The organism is Corynebacterium sp. Marseille-P8863, assembly GCF_946902955.1.
Taxonomy (GTDB): Bacteria; Actinomycetota; Actinomycetes; order Mycobacteriales; family Mycobacteriaceae; genus Corynebacterium; species Corynebacterium gottingense.
Window position 1 is genome coordinate 47,501 of sequence record NZ_CAMPQC010000016.1, and the last position, 16,706, is coordinate 64,206.

The window sequence follows — 16,706 nt, forward strand, 5'->3', positions numbered from 1 at the left end:
GTGACAACTTCACCCAGAAAAGAATCCAGCCTCATCGCAAATGAGCCAACCACACGCGAGAAACTCACGAATGAGCATAAACGCGTACTGGGTGGTGCTCTCGTCGGCACCACGATCGAGTGGTTCGATTTCTTCATTTACGCCCAAGCAGCGGGATTGATTTTCGCGACGCAGTTTTTCAACCCCGTTTCGAATGACTCCCCGGGGCTGGCGCAGATTATCGCGTGGGCCTCACTAGGCATCTCCTTTCTCTTCCGCCCGTTTGGTGCGATTATCGCTGGCCATCTGGGTGATCGTATGGGACGAAAACCTGTCCTGGTCATCACGCTGATGGGTATGGGGATAGCTACGTTTCTCATGGGGCTCTTGCCGACGTATTCCGCGTGGGGCATTGCAGCGCCAATTCTTCTCGTGGTGCTGCGAATCATCCAAGGCATGTCTGCTGGTGGGGAGTGGGGCGGTGCTGCGCTGATCGCGGTCGAGCACGCACCCGCGGTGCGGCGTGGCTATTTTGGTGCCTTCCCGCAGCTCGGTGTCCCACTAGGAATGATGCTGGCGACCATTATGATGCTGACGCTAACGGCTGCGATGTCACCCGAGCAGTTTGAAGCGTGGGGATGGAGAATCCCATTCCTTTCGTCGTTGGTGCTCATTCTGGTTGGATTCTTTATCCGAAAGAGCGTCGAGGAATCTCCGGTGTTCACGGAGATCGAAGAGTTGCGCGAGCGCTCCTCCGCGCCGCTCAAAGATCTCTTTGCTGGGCATTCAAAGTTGGTGGGTCTGTGCGCACTGATCTTCGCAGGTAACAATGCGGCTGGGTACCTCGTGATTGCATTCTTCGTGTCGTATGGGTCAAAGGTGCTTGGCTTTCCGCGTGCAACGGTCCTAGGAATCATGCTGCTGGCGAGCGGCGCATGGTTCCTCTCAACGCTCATCGGCGGTTTGCTCTCTGATGTAGTGGGGCGAAGGACCATCTTCATCTGGGGCTACCTTGCACTGATCCTCTGGGCGCTCCCAACGTGGGTGCTCGTTGACTCGGGGCAAATCTTTCTGTTTGCGATGGGCACTATCGTGCTCGGGAGCCTGCTCGGGTTCACCTACGGTGGCCAGCCGGCGCTATATGCGGAAATGTTTCCAGCTTCTGTACGTCTCTCCGGTTTGAATATCGGGTACGCCCTGGGCTCGATTATTGGTGGTGCGTTTGCTCCGATGATCTCGCAGATGATCTTGGAACGCAGCGGTAACGCAATCTACATCGGTGTGTACATCGCTATCGTGTGTTTGATTTCCCTCCTCGGCGTTCTCGGGGTTCAGAAGGGCATTCAAGGACGGAGCCTGAGCGAGTAGATCGTTCCTGATTTCGGCTGAGGAGGCCTGCTATCCGTGACATGCTCGGAACATGAGCATCGAGTTTGAGCAGGCGTCTTTCCGTGGCACGGCGTATCAGGTGGATGACCTCGATTCGGTCGCGATCCTGTTCGCGGGGAAGGAAAAACGCGGGATCTATCGGCTAAGCTTTGAAAACGGTGAGGCGTACGTCGGGCAGGCCGTAGACGTTGTCCGAAGGTTTGCTAACCACCACCGTCGATGGGATGACATCGTTGGTCTCGAATTCTTCCCGGTGCCCGAGCCCGAACCGCTGCTGGCGGCAGAGCGCATCCTCATCGCAGAGACCGAACGCGTGAGCCCGGTGCGCAACGTGGTGGATACGAAGCGGCCGCGCGGCGACAAAGACTACGTCATCGAGGTGACCGAAGGCAACAGCGTATCCCTGCCGTGGGACCGTTCGAAGCGGACGGCGGTGTCTGATCTCGTGCAGCCGGCTTCCCGAGCAAAGTTTTTCAAACTTGCTCGCCGTCCCGACTACTTCTTCACCCGCGAGATCGCCGGGTGGTTTATTCATGAGACGATTCCGGACCCGGTGGCCACAGAAGGAAAGCTCTGGACCGCGACGGTAATGCCCTCGACCAATCGGCAGCGCGACTACTTCCGCACCTTCTGCATCAGCACGGGGAACATCGAGGTGATGGTCGGGGAGATGTACGACGGAGAGCATCCGCAGGTGTGGATCAACACCGAGCGGAACGAGGATCTGCAGAAATACTACGGGGACCACGACGGCTGGCAGGTCGACGAGGTCGACTACCCGATTGCGGAAACAACGCGGTGGACCTTCAACGCCTACTTCCTGTACGACATCCTCGCAGGTACAGAGGATTTCCCTGCTCGCGACGCGATGGTGGAGAGCGCGTACGCCCTCAACGTCCGGATGATGCGGCACGGAGGCACGATGTACCGGCGCTTCCACAGTGCGGAGCTCGCGACCGATCTACTCGGTGCGGCAGCGAAGTGGGGAAACCCGGAGTGGTGTACCCCATGAGGCCAGCCGCTGCGAGAACCTTAAACTTTGGTGGCTTAACCTTTCGCGTCTGGCAAAACGTGAAACCTTAGGCCCCTAAAGTTTCACGTTTCCCGAAACCTCAAAACTTCTCACGGTAAAATTGCGTCGCAATCCAGCCTGCGCAGCGCAGGCGGCGCGCCTAGAGCCCCGCGACATCCTCCGCCAGCATCGCCTGGTCCACCTTGATGCCCACGGCCGCGCCCGCGCCCATCGCCTGCGGCACCTGATCCGGCGAGCTCACCACGTTGCCCGCGGCCCAGAGCCCGCTTATCGACGTCCCACCACCGTCCACCCGCACCCAGCCGTCAGCCGTGCCGTCGACGGTAGCGCAGCCGGCCTGCTTGAGCAGCGCGTCGTTGGGGAGGAAGTCGGGCCCGGTGAAGCAGGCGTCGAACGCGGTGGCGGCGTCGCCGGCGCGCACGACCACGCCGGTTGCGGAGGCGGCGTCGGGGTCCACGCGGGTGACCGGGGCGTCGCTGATCGTGGCGCCGAGGGCGTGGAGGAGGTGGCGGGTGGCGTCGTCAAGCGAAAGCCCGTTGGGGAAGAAGGTGAGGCGGTCGGTCCACTTGGTCAAAAGCTTTGCGACGTTCACCGTAAACGGCGGATTCGCGCCGCCGATCAGCGCGATGCTGCGGCCGCGGACTTCCCAGCCGTGGCAGTAGGGGCAGTGGAAGACGCGCGTGCCCCACAGTTCTCGCAGGCCGGGGACGTCGGGAAGGCGGTCGGTGATGCCGGTGGCGACGACGACGTGGCGGGATCGGAGCACCTCGCCGGTGGACAGCGTGGCGAGCCAGCCGCCGTTGGTGGGAGAGAGCGCGTCCGCGGTGGCGCGGACGAGGGTGCCGCCGAAGGATTGGAACTCGGTGAGGCCCCGATCGCGCAGCTCCATCGGCGGAACGCCGTCCATGCCGAGGATGCCGTGGGCGTGTTCGCTGAAGCGATTGCGGGGCTGGCCTGCGTCGATGAGCGTGACCCGACGGTTGGCGCGGGCGAGCGTGATCGCTGCGGCGGTGCCGGCGAATCCGCCGCCGATGACGGCGACGTCGGTGCGGGCGTTGTCAGTGTTCGGCATGCGGGGTCCTCTTTCGACGGCGTGGTTTGGGCTGGTCCACACGCCACCGTAGCGATATGGGGGCGCTGCAAACGGAGCTAGCTCCATCTACAACAGCGCCGCCCGGAAAACCCCAGGTCGCGGTCCGACGGTTCGGCCAAATGGAGCTAGCTCCTTTTAGACCCGCTTTGCCAACCTTCCCCAGACGTGTCCAAAAAGTCAATGGACTCCTTGTCCAAAAACTCTATGGACATAACAAACCTTCCCCAGATGAAGGAGAGATCGGAGCGTCGTGAAGTCTCGACGATGTGCGCATGAGAGAAGTTTCTTGCTCCGGCCAGTTTGCGCGATGCCAATGGGATAACCTGGTCAGAGACGTGTCACCATAAGCAGAGGAGTTTCCCGAATGGGTTTTCAGACCCCGATGATCGAGCTCGAAAAGTTTCTGGAGCGGACTAACAACGGGACGATCCAGTTGCCCGATTTTCAGCGTGGCTACAAGTGGGACGAAGAGCGAGTCCGGCAACTCCTGATTACGGTGCTGCGAGGACACCCCATGGGCGTGGTCATGCTTCTGGAGACTGGAAACGACCAGATTCGATTTAAACCACGGCCAGTCGAGGGGACGGAATTTCCAGAGGGAACGAAACCACAATTCCTGTTACTCGACGGTCAACAGCGGCTCACTTCTCTCACGCAGGCGCTGTCGGGTGACGGTGTAGTGCAAACCAAGGATTCTCGTGGCAAATTGTTTGGCCGTCGTTTCTTCGTAGACATCAACCTGGCTGTAGAAGATCCGCAGAATATCGAGGAGGCGGTAATCGCCGTACCTGAAGACGGCAAGATCAAGACGAACTTTGATCGAGATGTTGTGCTCGATCTGAGCACGCGTGAAGCACAGCAAGAGCAAGGCTATATTCCGATCACTCTGTTATATGACTCAGAAGCGTGGTTTTCCTGGGCGATGACGGCACCGAACCCGGAGGTCGTCCAGCGCTTCGGCAGTCAATTTGTTTTCCCAGCGAAGAGTTACAAACTTCCTGCGATCGAATTGGATCGAGAGACTGACAAAGCGGCTGTGGCGACGGTATTCGAGAAGGTAAACATTGGTGGGCTACCGCTCAACGTGTTTGAACTTCTTACAGCAATGTTTGCCGGTGACGCCGACTACTACGCCAAGACGAAGAATGATTTCCGGTTGAACGATGACTGGCAAGAAACCCGTCAGTACTGGGCGAAGTACCCCGTCCTGAACAAGGTGGAGAACACTGATTTCCTTCAAGCCGTCACCATGCTTGTGAGCTTGAAGCGGAAACGCGAGGCTGCTGAACGCAGCCGCAAGATTGGTGTCACAGCAAAGCGCGAGGACGTACTGAAACTCACGCTTCCCGAATATCTTGACTGGCGCGACCCGCTTCGGGATGCGTTTATCTGGGCTGCGGACTTCCTCGCCGATCTCCACATCTTCCAGGCGGCTGATGTTCCATACTTGAAGCAGCTTGTGCCGCTGGCTGCATTGCGTGTCGAGCTTGGGGCCGACGCGGATCTCCACCAAGTCCGTGCACGCCTGGTCAAGTGGTATTGGGCTGGTGTTTTCGGCGAGTTATACGGCAGCGCAATTGAAACTCGCTTCGTTCGGGATCTTGAGATGGTCCCAGCGTGGGCCCGCGATGTCTCGGCGCCAACCCCACGCACTGTGGCAGATGCCAACTTTGTCGAGTCTCGCCTGCATTCCATGCGAACTCGGAACTCTGCAGCGTACAAGGGGATTATGGCACTGATCATGGGGAACGGATGCATTGATTGGATGGAAGCCAAGACGTTCGGTGCCTACCAATACCAGCAGCTTGCGGTGGATATCCACCATATCTTTCCGCAGGACTGGTGCAAGAAAAACGAGATTGACTCGGAGCAGCGTGAGTCCATCGTGAATAAGACGATGCTCAGTGCGAGGACGAACCGGATCATTGGCGGCGTAGCCCCATCACGCTATTTGGCCGAAGTGCAGGAGAGAACTCAGCTTAGCGCAGCGGAAGTCGATGAGATCCTGGCAACGCACGTAGTCTCCCCGGCGGCGATGCGCGGAGATGATTTTGCGTCGTTCTTCTCTCAACGCCGTGAAGCACTTTGCATGCTGGTTGAAAAAGCAATGGGCAAGGCAGTGCCACGGGATGTAGCCGATGGCCGAGGCGAAGAGGACTCAACGCACTTCGAGAGCGTTGATGAGGATCCAAACGAGCTGGAATGATGCCGACACCTGGCGAAACCTACACATCCCGCAGCCGCTCCACTGCGTAGTCGAAAACGATGCGTTCCTGCTCGATGCGCAGGCACCCGGTGGAGGAGTGGCTGCGCAGGTAGTCCAGGGCGTCGGCCTCCTCAGAAGTAAGTCGCGCTGGGGTGAAGCGGCTGGGGTTTGGCTCTTCGACGGCGAGGGCGTCGTGGTCGCGGGCGGTGTCGATGTCCATGAGTATCGACCGGGTGTGCGGCAGGTACTTGCGTACCGTGTCCAGGATGTAGAAGCCGTAGGAGTCCATGTCTCCCCAGTACAGCACCTCTTTCGAGGCAAGCCACGGCAGCTGTTTCGCCAGTACCTGTGCCAGTAGGCCGCTGCTGAAGATCGCGATGGTGTCCGGCATATCTGGCAGGGCGAGGAAGGTGTGGTGGTTTTCCACGAACAGCACGCGGTGGGCCGGCAGATCGATGAGTTCAGAAAGCGGGCAGGACCAGTGCCGCACCCCGCAGAACGCCACGCTTGCGTCAAGGCTACGCAGCTCCATCAGGACCGGCTTGTCGCGAAACGTCAACTCGCCGACTACGGCAGTCAGTACTGCGCGGTGGGCCTCCACCCACTTAGAATCCACGCCGAAGATCGGGAGTTCACGGACGTAGTAGTCAGACGCGTCATGCGTGCGCAGCCACCGCACCACGCTGACAAAGCGGGCGACGGTGGCATCATCCCACGCCTCCCACGCAGCGAGCTTGTTTATCAAGGGGCTACGGACGTCGTCGCCAAGTGAGGCGGCAAAGCCGTCGAGCAGCGTGTTGATGCGCAGCCAATGCTTAGCGCGACCGGCAACGCGGGCAGCAGTGGCGGGGCTGTCCAGCACTACGCGCGCCGGGAGTGCGTAGGTGCCCAGGTAGCCGAGCTTCTTCTCCTCCCACTCCGCAGTGATGCGGCTGCGCTTCCATTCCTGGATCCAGGCCTGCACCGCGCGCCCCTCATCAAGCTCGGCGGCACGGCCCGTCGGTGGCAGCAGGTTCACCGTGAGCGGCGAGAAATCGCCGGCAAGCCAGGCCCGGTGGTTGCGGGCATAGAACGTGGCAGCGCGTGTGCGTACCTGGTCACAGGTCTTCATCGAGGGCCTCCTCGATGGTGAGTGTGCTGGTCTGCGAGTGCTTGCGGTCCGGGCACTCCACCATCAGCACGCCGCCGATGTAGTCCTGCACCGTCTGCAAAAGCTTCTCGGGCGTGGCGAGGATCATGTGGAATCCGAACTTTCTGAACGCTCCCATGGCCGCGCGCGTGAATTCGGCGTCGGCGCGGTCGAAGGCTTCATCCAGCACGATGGTGCCAAAGCGGGGGTACATCGCATCCTCAACCTCGACCACGGATTTGTTCGCTTGCGACGGGTTCGCGCCCATCCCCGTGAGCCGGTAGCGCAGCGCGGCGGCGAGGCAGAAGGAGGAGAGCTTCTGGGCCTGGCCGCCGGAGAGTCCTTCGGCAGAGTCGTATACCGCGCCGCGGACGCCGTCGGTGCCGTACTCCACGCCCAGGAACTTCACGTGCTGACGCGTGTCCAGGCGCAGCTTCTGTTCGCGGGCGCTCGTGGTGTCGGAGATCGTGACCGCCTCGATCACCTCGCGGATTGTGTGGAAGCGGCGCTCGCTGTCCTCTAGATCGGCCTCGTTGATCATGCCGTCGAGCGTGGTGTCGATAAGCTCGATGAACTTGCGGGCGATCTGCGGCTGCGCCTCGCGGACCTCAATTTGCAGGTGCGTGCCGGGGTAGAACTCGACCTGCGCCAGGGAATCGTTGATGGTTTGGATGGACTTGCGCGTATTGCTGGCGGCCTCGCGGATGAGGCGGCGGAGGCGGCCGAAGTGCGTGCGCGTCTGTTCTTGGAGGAGGTCCTTGAACTCCTGCTCGAAGCTCGGCAGGTTCTCCGTTTCAAGGCGGTCCAGCTCGGACAAGAACGCCTGCTGGTAGCTCTTGTCCGCCTGCAGGTCGCCCTTGCGGCTCTCCCACTTGTGCAGGTAGCGGTGCATTGCGTCGAGCATCCGGCTCTCGCACTTGAGGTCGCGGCGGTTGAGTTCGTCGAGCTCGGCGGTGATGGCCTTGCGCAGCTGCTCGTGCACGCGGTCGATATTCTTCTCGTCGATGGTGCCGGCACGCTTGGACAGCCTGCCGTGGACCTCCTCCGGTGGGGCTCCGCGCTCGAGGCGCGCCTGAGCCTCGGCAAGCGCCTGTTCCGCCTGCTCGAGCTTTTGGCGCAGCCCGCCGCGCTGTTCAATCAGCCCGTTGAGGTGGCCTTGGGCCTGGCCCAGTCGCTTCTCGCGGACTTTGAATTGCTTCTTCAATTCGGCGACCTCCGCGTTGCCGTCGGTGAGCCGGTCCACCAGCTCCTGCGACTCTGCGAGCAGGCGGGCCGCGGTCGCGGTGTCGATCTCGCTGAAATCTGTTGTCTCTTGGAGACGCTCCACCGTGGAAATCTGGTCGCGGGCCCTCTTCATACGGCGCTTTGCGGTATCGCGCGCCTGCTCCGCCTGCGCTAGCTCCTTGCCCACGCGTTGCAGCTCTACGTGCAGTGCGTCGATCTTGTCGTCCAGATTGCCCCACAACACCCACGTGCTCGTGTCGTCGATGCGCCGGCGGTCGTCCTTCACGTGGTCCGCTTCGCTGTGCTTGACCTGGCCATTGCGGGTTACCGCGCGACGGGCGCGCCGGAACTCATCCAGGGACTCGCAGCACTGGTGGTCGAACCGGCGGGCGAGCTGCGACTGCACCCAGTTGTAAAAGCGCCCGTCGGCCACGTCGATCTTCGTGCCGAGCGTGCCGTGTTGAAAGCTCCGGGGCGCCGCGAACTCCTGCTCCGGTGTGATGCGGGTGTACTGCAGCTTTGCGCCAAGGTGCGTGGCATCAATAGCTGTCGAGACTGCGCGGTAGTGCTCTTCGGGTACCAAGAGTGTGCGGGCGAACCCGCCCATGACGCGCTCGGCCGCGCCCTGCCAGGCGCCTTCGCCTTGACTGACAGAGATGAGGTCGGCCACAAACGGCAGGTCTTTCTCGCGGATGCCGGCCGCGTCGGCGATTATGGCGCGAGCTCGCAGCAGTCGAGAATCCATCGCTGAACTGTACTTGTGCAGCGTTTGCAGCTCGGTCTTGAAGGCTGTCTGGGTCTCCTGCAGCTTGCCCACGAGCTGGATCGCGGTGGTAGCTTTGGCGTCTTCTGCGTCGTGCTGCGCGCACAGGTTGTGCAGGTCCTTTCCCAGCTGGTGTGAAATGCGCGCAAATTCCTCCGCTGAGCCAGGTGGCGTGAGTTGGAGCACCCGCAGCCGGGAGGCGAAGGCTTCCGCGGCCTTGTTGACCTGGTCGAGGCGTGTGCGGCGGCTGTCGCGGGTCATTTCGGCCTTGGCCAGGCCGGTGTCCTGTTTGCCGTCGATAAGCTGGCGCAGCTCCTCGCGCTCGCTGCGAAGCGTCTCTACTTCAGCCTCGCCGGCCGTGATCGCGCCGCCCAGCGCTTCGAGGTCGTTGCGGTGCCGCTCGCAGGCGCGCTCGGCGAATTGCGCCTTCCAGCCGAAGACGAAGGGGTCGAGCCACGCCTGTTCCTCGGCCACAACCGCGGTGGCACGGGCGATCTCCTCGCGAGCATGCGCGGCTTCGCGGACGGGAACGAGGTGCTCGATCTGCTCACGCGCGTTTACCACTGCGGTGTAGGCGCCGTGCAGCGCGGTGAAGTTCTCGGCCGCCTGTTTGGCCACGGCAAACGTGTCGGGCTCCGGAAGCATGAAGGTGCGCATGAGGTGGTTGAGATCCCCCAGCGTCTTCGCTGATTGCGTGCGGTGCAGGAGCTCGAGCGCGCCACTGTCGGCGATGCCCAGCGCTCGCTGCAGCGCGGCGATGAACTGCGGGTGCTTGCGCCCCACGTTCAGCGCATCGCCGTAGTCCTGCTTCGCCTGCGTGATCGGCAGGTTCTTCACCGCAAGCGTTTCAAACTCCGTGAGATCCGCATCGCGCGGCAGTAGCAGATACAGGTCCGTGATGTCCTGGTCAGCGTGCGCGTTGGCGGCGAGGAACATGAGCCTGCAGGCGGTGATCGTCTCGCCCGTGCCGTTTTCGTAGCGGAGGAGCACGCCGCTCCACGTCGCGCCGTTCCGGAGGTACGAGCGGGTCAGCTCATCCAAGTCCTCGGAGTGTTCACGGCGCCACGCCCCGCGGCAGTACGTGATCATGGTGCGCCCGGAACGCTTTTGGTTGTCCGCAGCGGCGTTGAACGAGCGCTTGCTCGGCGGGACCAGGATGGCGGAGATGGCGTCGATGAGCGTGGACTTGCCGGAGCCGGAGGGGCCGGTGATGAGGTAGCCTTCGCGGGCAATGTCGACGCTGTGCAGGCCGTTGAAGGTGCCCCAGTTGTAGACCTGGACACGGGAGAGGCGGAATTGGCCGGGGATGGTGGTCATGGCTGCTGCTCCAGAAAGGTGCGGAAGGATTCGGTGATTGCGGCGATCTCCTCGCCGGAGAAGACGATGCGCAGGACGGGGGAGACCTCGAACCGGCCTTCGGTCGGGGTGTCGATGACGATGGAGTTCCGCTTCATCTTGTTCCACGACGCCGTGAACTGCTTGCGTGGATTCGACTTATCGGTTGTGGATTTCCCCTGGTAGGGCACCGTGGCCTCGAAGACCTCGTCTTCGTTGACAATCGTGCGCTCGGTGGGGCTGGTGGAGACGAGCTCGCGCCGCAGGTGCAGAATTATGACCGTATCCATGAAGGTCAGCGAGGTCTTGCGCAGCATCGCGCGCTTGTCGGGGACGTCCACCTCCCACGCTTTGGTGTAGGCCACGCCCGCGTCATCGTCCACGATGAGCGTGAGGAAGAGGTTGTCCAGCTGCTGCGCGAGCACTTCGCGAGACCCGGACACGGTCTGAAACACCTCCGGCGTCTTGATGCTGGACACGTACGGGCCGCGGATGAGCTCCGCGAGCGCCCTGCGCTGCGGGCCGGTGAGCGTGCCGGTGTCGCCGTCGTAGAGTCTGTTGTCCATTTATGGCCGTCCAATCGTGGTGTCGAATTCAAACCGTTCGTATCGCGCGCGCAGCCTCGTGCCGTCCGCGCGCGTCCAATGCAGCAGCTCGGTGCCGTCCCTTCGCTCGCCGTGCCTGCGCGCAAGTTTGATCAGCCCCACCACGCTCGCAAGCCCCTGGGTCGCAGGGTGCGCGGAGAGCACATCGCTTATCGACGCCCTGCCATCTCGCTCCACCACGTCGTTCACCGCCCCGCGCAGCTCCTCCCAGTCGATCTCGTTCTCCCGGATGCGCTGGCGCATCGCCTCCATATCGATCGACCCCTGCTCATTGATCTCCATGCCGCGGTCGATCTTGTACTCCATCGGGTCGTGCAGCTTCCAGCTGGACAGTGACGTAGGCTGCATCGTTGTTAACTCCAACTCAACACCGACCGGGCTGTGGGTGCCGATGCCCTCCTGCGCGAGCTGCAGCGCCATCTGCTGCGCGGCGTTGATCGACTTGATCAGTGCCTGCTGGGACTCGGCTTCACGGGATTGCACAAAGCGTCGTAAAGAGCGCGAAAGGTTGGTCATGGAATCGTGGACTTGGCCCGACGACACGTCCAGCGTGTCCACGAATTGGCCCAGCTCAGCGCGCTCCATCGGCGAGAGCTTGCGCACGAAGTCGCGCGACAGGACGGTACTCACGGTGGCGTCGAGCTGCTTCGACTGCTCCGGGTCCAAGAAGACCTCGTAGAAACCGCTAAACGCTTTGCCAGCCTCGGACTGCGTGATGAGGTCCACGCCACGGAACACGTTCTCCAGCACGTCGCGCGCGTGAAGCTTCTCCTCGACGATGGACTCACGAAGCTCCCGGTCCACGTCCTCGATCTCCTCGCGCACACGCGAAAAATCGGTGGGAAGGTCGCTGACCAGCGACAGGATCTCCCGCGCCTTTTCCACCGCTTCCTCGTCCGAGATGGAGACAACGCCGTTCATACGAACCTGGTCGATCCGGTGCTGGATAGCATCCCGCTGCGCCTCCAGCCTGCGGATCGCGTTCGCCTCGTCTTCGTCGGTTTCGGCGGCGAGGTCGCGCAAGCCAGTAATGAGGGTGCTCAGCCGCGACTTCGTCACCGACCGCTGCGGATTGGTGAGCTGCTGCACGTAGTCGATCGCCACGTGGGCGTCGGTGGACAACTCGTACAGTTCCTCGCGGGTGCTCTGCGGACTGCGGCGGACCAAGTACCCGTCCTTGACCCAGTCATTGATGTAGGCCACACCGGTCTTCGGCAGCTCCATGCCGGTCTGCTCGCGGATGTCCACCAGCATGGCGTCGACGGCGAGCGCGAAATCGGAGCCAGCGACCTGGCGATTGTCCCCCTCAAACACCGACCGTAGGATGGCCAGGACGGCGGGGGCATTCTTTGCGCGAAGTATCACCCAGGCCGGGTTCGAGGTGGATAGCCTGAGCTGCTCAAGCGTCGTGGCAACCACTGAGATGCTGTTCATGCCTTCAACCTAACAACGGCACCGGACATGACCTGCGGTTTTCTCGAACGGGTGGGCGGTTGGCCTCGATGGAGCTAGCTCCATCTACAACAGCGCCGACCGTAAAACCCCAGGTCGCGGTCTGGCTGTTCGGCCAAATGGAGCTAGCTCCGTTTGCACCAGCGCCGCCCGTGTCGCCTGGCCTGGTGAAACGCCCACGAAACACCCACGAAACGCCAGCCAAGCCAGCCAAGCCAGCCAACTACCCGCCCATCCCAGACTTCCACGCCGCGAGCGTCGCGTGCAGCGGGCGCGGCGCGAAGTTCACCGTGTACGCCCCCGGCTCCGCCTCCGCCTCGAAGCACAGCACGCCGCTGTTGGTTTGCCCGTGCTCGAAGGTCAAGTTCAAGTGGTTGAAACCGGGCGCGTAGCTGGGCTCCACGGTCTTCCCGCTCGGCATGGTGAGCACGAAGTCGCTCTTGGAAATCCACAGCTCGTCATTGGTCATGTTGAGGAATGACACGTCGTGGCAGAGGATGTTGTCCTCGCCGTATTTCCCCATGTCGCGCACCGGCCCGACGCCGATGCGCAAGCCCCCGACGTTCGCCACCTCGCCGGCCTCGAGTGGCGTGAGCTCGAAGGCGCTTTTCGACGGAGCCTCCATCCCCCTCGGACTCACCGGAACCGGATCCTGCACCCCGGATCTTGGGTCGTAATCGTCCGGGCGGTACATGGCGGGCTCCTCGCCCGCCTCCTTGGCTTGCGAGATCCGCTCATCCACCGCCCCGAAATTCGGGAACTCAGCCTCTGCCGTCGGCGAATGTTCCCGACCCTCCGTAGTCTCCGCCCCGCTTGGGCCATCGGTCATCGAGGTGTAGATCAACCCGATCGCCCCGGCCACCGCCAGCGCCAACACGATGACGACCCACCAGTTCTTGAACTCAAACAGCGTTCTTTCCTCCGGGTCGGAAGGGACGTCGTCGCGCCAGTGCTGCCCCGACCCGAACTCGCCAGGCCCGAACACACCGGACCCGCCGGCCCCAGGCTGGTTCGAACTCGGCTGGTACGAGAAGTTCTTGTACGGATTCTGGTTCTTGCTGCTCATGTGCTGGTCCTTTCGGGAGGGCCGGCGAGGCCGCGCCGGGCGCGGCAACGCTTCGAACACCCCTCACAGTACCGGCCGGCGCGCCCCTGCACACGCCCCGCGACAGCTGCCACGTTTCCCGAATCCACCCCCAAGCCCCGCCCCGTACCTCGACGCCCCGCCACCCAAACGGCGCTAGCTCCTTTTGCACGTCGTGCACCTGCAAAACCCCAGGTCGCGACCCAGCCGCCGACCCAAACGGAGCTAGCTCCGTTTGCAGCCAGCCCCACCACCTACACGCCCCCCGATATTCCACGTCCCGAGCCGGTAAAATTGCCCACAACACCCCGAACAACAACCAGAACAACACCCCAGAAACCACCCCAGAAACCACCCCAGGAGCCACGATGAACCAGGATCTCCCCGTCAACCGCCCGGAAGTGTTCGGCGACGCCGACTCCAACGACGACGCCGACCGCGCAACGCGCATCGATACCGTGAACGCCGTGGAACCGAAGCCGGGCGGCGCGCGCCCCGCGGTCAAGCGCATGTTGCAGGGCGACGGCGCGAACCTCATCGTGTTCAACTTCTGCCCTGGACAGGCGCTTCCGGACCACAAGGCGGCGCACCCGATCACGGTGCAGTGCGTCAGCGGATCGCTTGAGTTCGAGTGCGGCGGCGACCGCTTCCCGCTGCAGCCGGGCGAGGTCGTTCACCTGCGCGCCTACGTGCCGCACGCGGTGTATTGCACAGACAGCGCCCCGGAGGAGGGCAACGTGCTCCTGCTCAACATGATCACCGGAGAACGCCACTGAGCCAAACGCCACTAAGTTACAGGTGCACGACTTCCACGTCGTCCCACGCCTCCGCGAGGTACTCGGCGGCGACGAGCCGGTGGCAGGTGCTGGGGTCGGCTTCGGAGCAGAGGAGTACGGCGTCGTTAAACAGCGACTGGTCCAGCGACGAGACCTCGCCGTCGTCGTATTCCGCGCGGAGCTTGCGCGCGAACTCGTCGAACTCGATCTCGTCGTGCCGGTAGGCGTGCATGAGGTCGGCGCTGGGCGCGAGGGAGAGCTCGTGCGTGTACGGCATGTCCAGGATGACCTTGAGGAAGTAGCGCAGGTCGTCCTTCTTAGTAAAGCCGGCGAGTTGGTTCGTGTTGGAGCGACGGATGTCCACCACGCGCCGGGCGCCGGATTCGCGGAGGATGTCGAAGAACTCCTCGGCGCTTTTGTGCGAGAACCCCAATGTGTACAGGCGCATTAGATGATGAACCCTTGCCAGCGGGCGGCCTGCAGCGATTCGTCGAGAAGCTCGCGCTTGGGTGTCAGTTGCTTGACCACCTGGTTGATGTAGCTGTCCACGCGCTGGTTTGCGTTGCGAAGGTCGTAGTACGTGGTCATTTCCTGGTCGTAGTCGGCGAGTGCCTCGGACCAGTTGGTGCGGTGCTGGTAGCCGTTTTCCATGACGCGGAATTCCGGCGCCATGCGCGGCTTGAGCTGCGGGTTCTGCCCCGGCCAGCCGAGCGTGAGGCCGACGACGGGGAACGTATAGCGCGGCAGCTTCAGCGTCTCGATCACCGCGGCCGTGTCGTTGTGGATGTTGCCCAGGTAGTTCGCGCCTAGCCCGAGCGATTCGGCGGCGTTGACCACGTTCTGCGCCATCAGGCACGCGTCAGTGAAGCCCTCCACGAACACCTTCGTCTTGCCCGCGCCGGTCGGGTCGTAGCCCTGTTCGCGCAAGATGGCGGCGTTTCGCGCGGAATCCACGATGAACAGCAGATACACCGGCGCCCGCTTGACGTACTCCTGATTACCGATCTCCGCCAGCCGCCCCCGCAGCTCCGGATCCGTCACCCGGATTACGCTGGCGTGCTGCATCCCGCGCGAGCTCGCCGTGCGCATGGCCACGCGGTACAGCGTCTCCAGCGTCTCGTCGCTGACGGGCTGGTCGGTGAACTCGCGGATCGTGCGGTGCGTCAGCTGCGCGCGCACCGCCGGCGGCGCGTCAATAGAGAGGTCTTCGGGCTTAGGCGCGAGTGCATCAGTCATGCAGCCCACGCTACCGTAGGGCCCATCGCTTATCGACGCCGCGTTGTCCCCACCTCACCTCCTCCCAAAATTCCGGCGCTGAACCCGCGGTCGCTGGGATGACTCATGCTACTGACCTTAACGAATGGCCGTCCCACAGAGGGGCGGCGAACGTTTCTAGCAAGGGCGAAGTGCCGCAGCATGGAACCTCAATGAAAGGCCGTCCCGTAAAGGACGGCGACTGGGGCTGAAAAACAGCACCAGTGAACAGGGTAAATCTAGCGCTTTGCGAGCGTGACGACAATCCTACAAGACGTTGCGCTATAAAAGTCATCCACTATTGAGTTCACGATGCTGATCAGGCGATTCACTGAGCGAGTGCAAACCGGGTTTTGCGTGACACCGGCGCGCTCGAAACTATGTCGCCGATTTTGCTAGAGAATCAATGCGTCATTGTCTGTGACCTCCCGTGATTTTCCAAGATACCCAAACTTTGTTTCGTTCAGTTCCGCTACTCGACCTAGATCGCAGAAAAGAATGGAGTCTTCGCCTGGATCGATAATCGTGTTCAGGCGGGACTTCACTTGTAGAAGTCTGGCGGGTGAGATGTCCACGACAAAAACGCTGTACTGCACCCGGTCTCCGAATTCCGACAGTGCATCTGCGATGCGTGTGCGTCGACGATCATTGATGATGTCATAACAGATAAGCGTTCGACGTGTATCGTCCCGGCTCATCGCACCTTCACACCTTCGTAGGATGGTTGGGAGCCCGTGATTACGCCGAGTACCATCCTGGCCCAGCTCTCTGCTTCCACCCCGTATCTGTTTCAGAAAACTCACCAACCTGAGACCAACTATGTGGGTATTCCTGCGGTTGTTTCCCAAACCAGAAATTTCTATCCCGCCGCTCACCTGCCTCCCGAGGTCATCGCCGGTAACGAGCTCTATGTGGCGGATGACCCGGAGGGACTCTGATTTCATCCTCAATGTTCATGACGTGGCAAAGATCAGTGGGAGGGCATCTTAAATCTGACCTCAGTTTCTCCAACACCCTCGTCTGGAACACGTTCTCCGTGCCGGAATTGGTTGATTCGACTCGCGAGCGGATTACTGATGTCGGCAAGCAAGTTCTTGAAGCCCGGGCGCTGTACCCGGAATGTTCACTGGCCGATCGCTACAACCCACTGGCTATGTCCCCGGAGTTGATTAAGGCCATGAGGATCTGGATCGCGGGGTCGACAGGGCGATGGGAGCTAAGGGGAGGATCGCCACCGAGCGTCAGCGCCGGGATATTCTCGGGTTAAGCGACAAAATGTGTGCTTTTTGAGCTATAGATTCCCGGTCTTACCTCCGGCTACGGCGGGAAAGTGCTCGTCGAATCGGGATTCCTGGCTTGCAACATGAAGGTCCACCACTCCAGC

Annotated in this window: 15 protein-coding genes; 6 read left to right on the top strand and 9 right to left on the bottom strand. The window is 61.9% G+C overall.

Going from position 1 to position 16,706, the window contains the following annotated elements; genetic code table 11:
• Together OVO38_RS10125 and OVO38_RS10130 are read left to right on the top strand one after the other, a co-directional pair.
• Window positions 1-1,347: an MFS transporter gene (locus OVO38_RS10125; protein WP_095545627.1), complete on the top strand. Its 1,347-nt coding sequence runs from the start codon at window positions 1-3 to the stop codon at window positions 1,345-1,347.
• Window positions 1,348-1,399: 52 nt separating this feature from the next.
• A complete protein-coding gene (locus tag OVO38_RS10130; protein WP_095545628.1) occupies window positions 1,400-2,380 on the top strand; it encodes a GIY-YIG nuclease family protein in 981 nt (326 codons plus the stop codon).
• Window positions 2,381-2,540: 160 nt separating this feature from the next.
• On the opposite strand, the gene OVO38_RS10135 is transcribed toward OVO38_RS10130, so the two are convergent.
• A complete protein-coding gene (locus OVO38_RS10135; RefSeq protein WP_267208418.1) occupies window positions 2,541-3,473 on the bottom strand; it encodes an NAD(P)/FAD-dependent oxidoreductase in 933 nt (310 codons plus the stop codon).
• A gap of 385 nt (window positions 3,474-3,858) precedes the next feature.
• On the opposite strand from OVO38_RS10135, the gene OVO38_RS10140 reads away from it, so the two are divergent.
• Window positions 3,859-5,700 carry a GmrSD restriction endonuclease domain-containing protein gene (locus tag OVO38_RS10140; RefSeq protein ID WP_267208419.1) on the top strand — a complete coding sequence of 614 codons (1,842 nt, stop codon included), beginning with the start codon at window positions 3,859-3,861 and terminating at the stop codon, window positions 5,698-5,700.
• 19 nt (window positions 5,701-5,719) lie between these two features.
• Here OVO38_RS10140 and OVO38_RS10145 read toward each other — a convergent pair whose 3' ends face one another.
• From OVO38_RS10145 to OVO38_RS10165, 5 genes are all read right to left on the bottom strand, one after another.
• Window positions 5,720-6,811 (bottom strand): DUF3322 domain-containing protein, encoded by a 1,092-nt coding sequence (locus OVO38_RS10145; protein WP_267208420.1) that lies wholly within the window; start codon window positions 6,809-6,811, stop codon window positions 5,720-5,722.
• Entirely contained in the window at window positions 6,798-10,133 is a 3,336-nt protein-coding gene (locus OVO38_RS10150; RefSeq protein ID WP_267208421.1) for an ATP-binding protein, read from the bottom strand. The genes OVO38_RS10145 and OVO38_RS10150 overlap by 14 nt, the downstream gene beginning before the upstream one ends.
• The gene (locus tag OVO38_RS10155; protein ID WP_267208422.1) at window positions 10,130-10,717 is read right to left on the bottom strand and encodes a DUF4194 domain-containing protein; all 588 of its coding nucleotides are present in this window, start codon (window positions 10,715-10,717) and stop codon (window positions 10,130-10,132) included. The genes OVO38_RS10150 and OVO38_RS10155 overlap by 4 nt, the downstream gene beginning before the upstream one ends.
• Window positions 10,718-12,190, bottom strand: a complete 1,473-nt coding sequence (locus OVO38_RS10160; RefSeq protein WP_267208423.1) for a DUF3375 domain-containing protein — start codon at window positions 12,188-12,190, stop codon at window positions 10,718-10,720.
• Window positions 12,191-12,431: 241 nt separating this feature from the next.
• Window positions 12,432-13,274: a hypothetical protein gene (locus OVO38_RS10165; protein ID WP_267208424.1), complete on the bottom strand. Its 843-nt coding sequence runs from the start codon at window positions 13,272-13,274 to the stop codon at window positions 12,432-12,434.
• Window positions 13,275-13,660: 386 nt separating this feature from the next.
• On the opposite strand from OVO38_RS10165, the gene OVO38_RS10170 reads away from it, so the two are divergent.
• A complete protein-coding gene (locus OVO38_RS10170; RefSeq protein ID WP_267208425.1) occupies window positions 13,661-14,068 on the top strand; it encodes a cupin domain-containing protein in 408 nt (135 codons plus the stop codon).
• A gap of 16 nt (window positions 14,069-14,084) precedes the next feature.
• On the opposite strand, the gene OVO38_RS10175 is transcribed toward OVO38_RS10170, so the two are convergent.
• From OVO38_RS10175 to cas2, 3 genes are all read right to left on the bottom strand, one after another.
• Window positions 14,085-14,516, bottom strand: a complete 432-nt coding sequence (locus OVO38_RS10175) for a DUF488 family protein (RefSeq protein WP_095553811.1) — start codon at window positions 14,514-14,516, stop codon at window positions 14,085-14,087.
• Window positions 14,516-15,304 carry an NADPH-dependent oxidoreductase gene (locus OVO38_RS10180; protein WP_095278428.1) on the bottom strand — a complete coding sequence of 263 codons (789 nt, stop codon included), beginning with the start codon at window positions 15,302-15,304 and terminating at the stop codon, window positions 14,516-14,518. The genes OVO38_RS10175 and OVO38_RS10180 overlap by 1 nt, the downstream gene beginning before the upstream one ends.
• 413 nt (window positions 15,305-15,717) lie before the next feature.
• On the bottom strand, window positions 15,718-16,020 hold the full coding sequence (cas2, locus tag OVO38_RS10185; RefSeq protein ID WP_095553810.1) for a CRISPR-associated endonuclease Cas2: 303 nt from the start codon (window positions 16,018-16,020) through the stop codon (window positions 15,718-15,720).
• A gap of 123 nt (window positions 16,021-16,143) precedes the next feature.
• Between cas2 and OVO38_RS12395 the strand changes: the two genes are divergently transcribed.
• The gene (locus OVO38_RS12395) at window positions 16,144-16,260 is read left to right on the top strand and encodes a hypothetical protein (protein ID WP_323746833.1); all 117 of its coding nucleotides are present in this window, start codon (window positions 16,144-16,146) and stop codon (window positions 16,258-16,260) included.
• A 17-nt stretch (window positions 16,261-16,277) separates the two neighbouring features.
• Window positions 16,278-16,589, top strand: coding sequence for a type IIL restriction-modification enzyme MmeI (locus tag OVO38_RS12400; protein ID WP_323746832.1), 312 nt, complete (start codon window positions 16,278-16,280; stop codon window positions 16,587-16,589).
• Window positions 16,590-16,706: the final 117 nt, after the last annotated feature.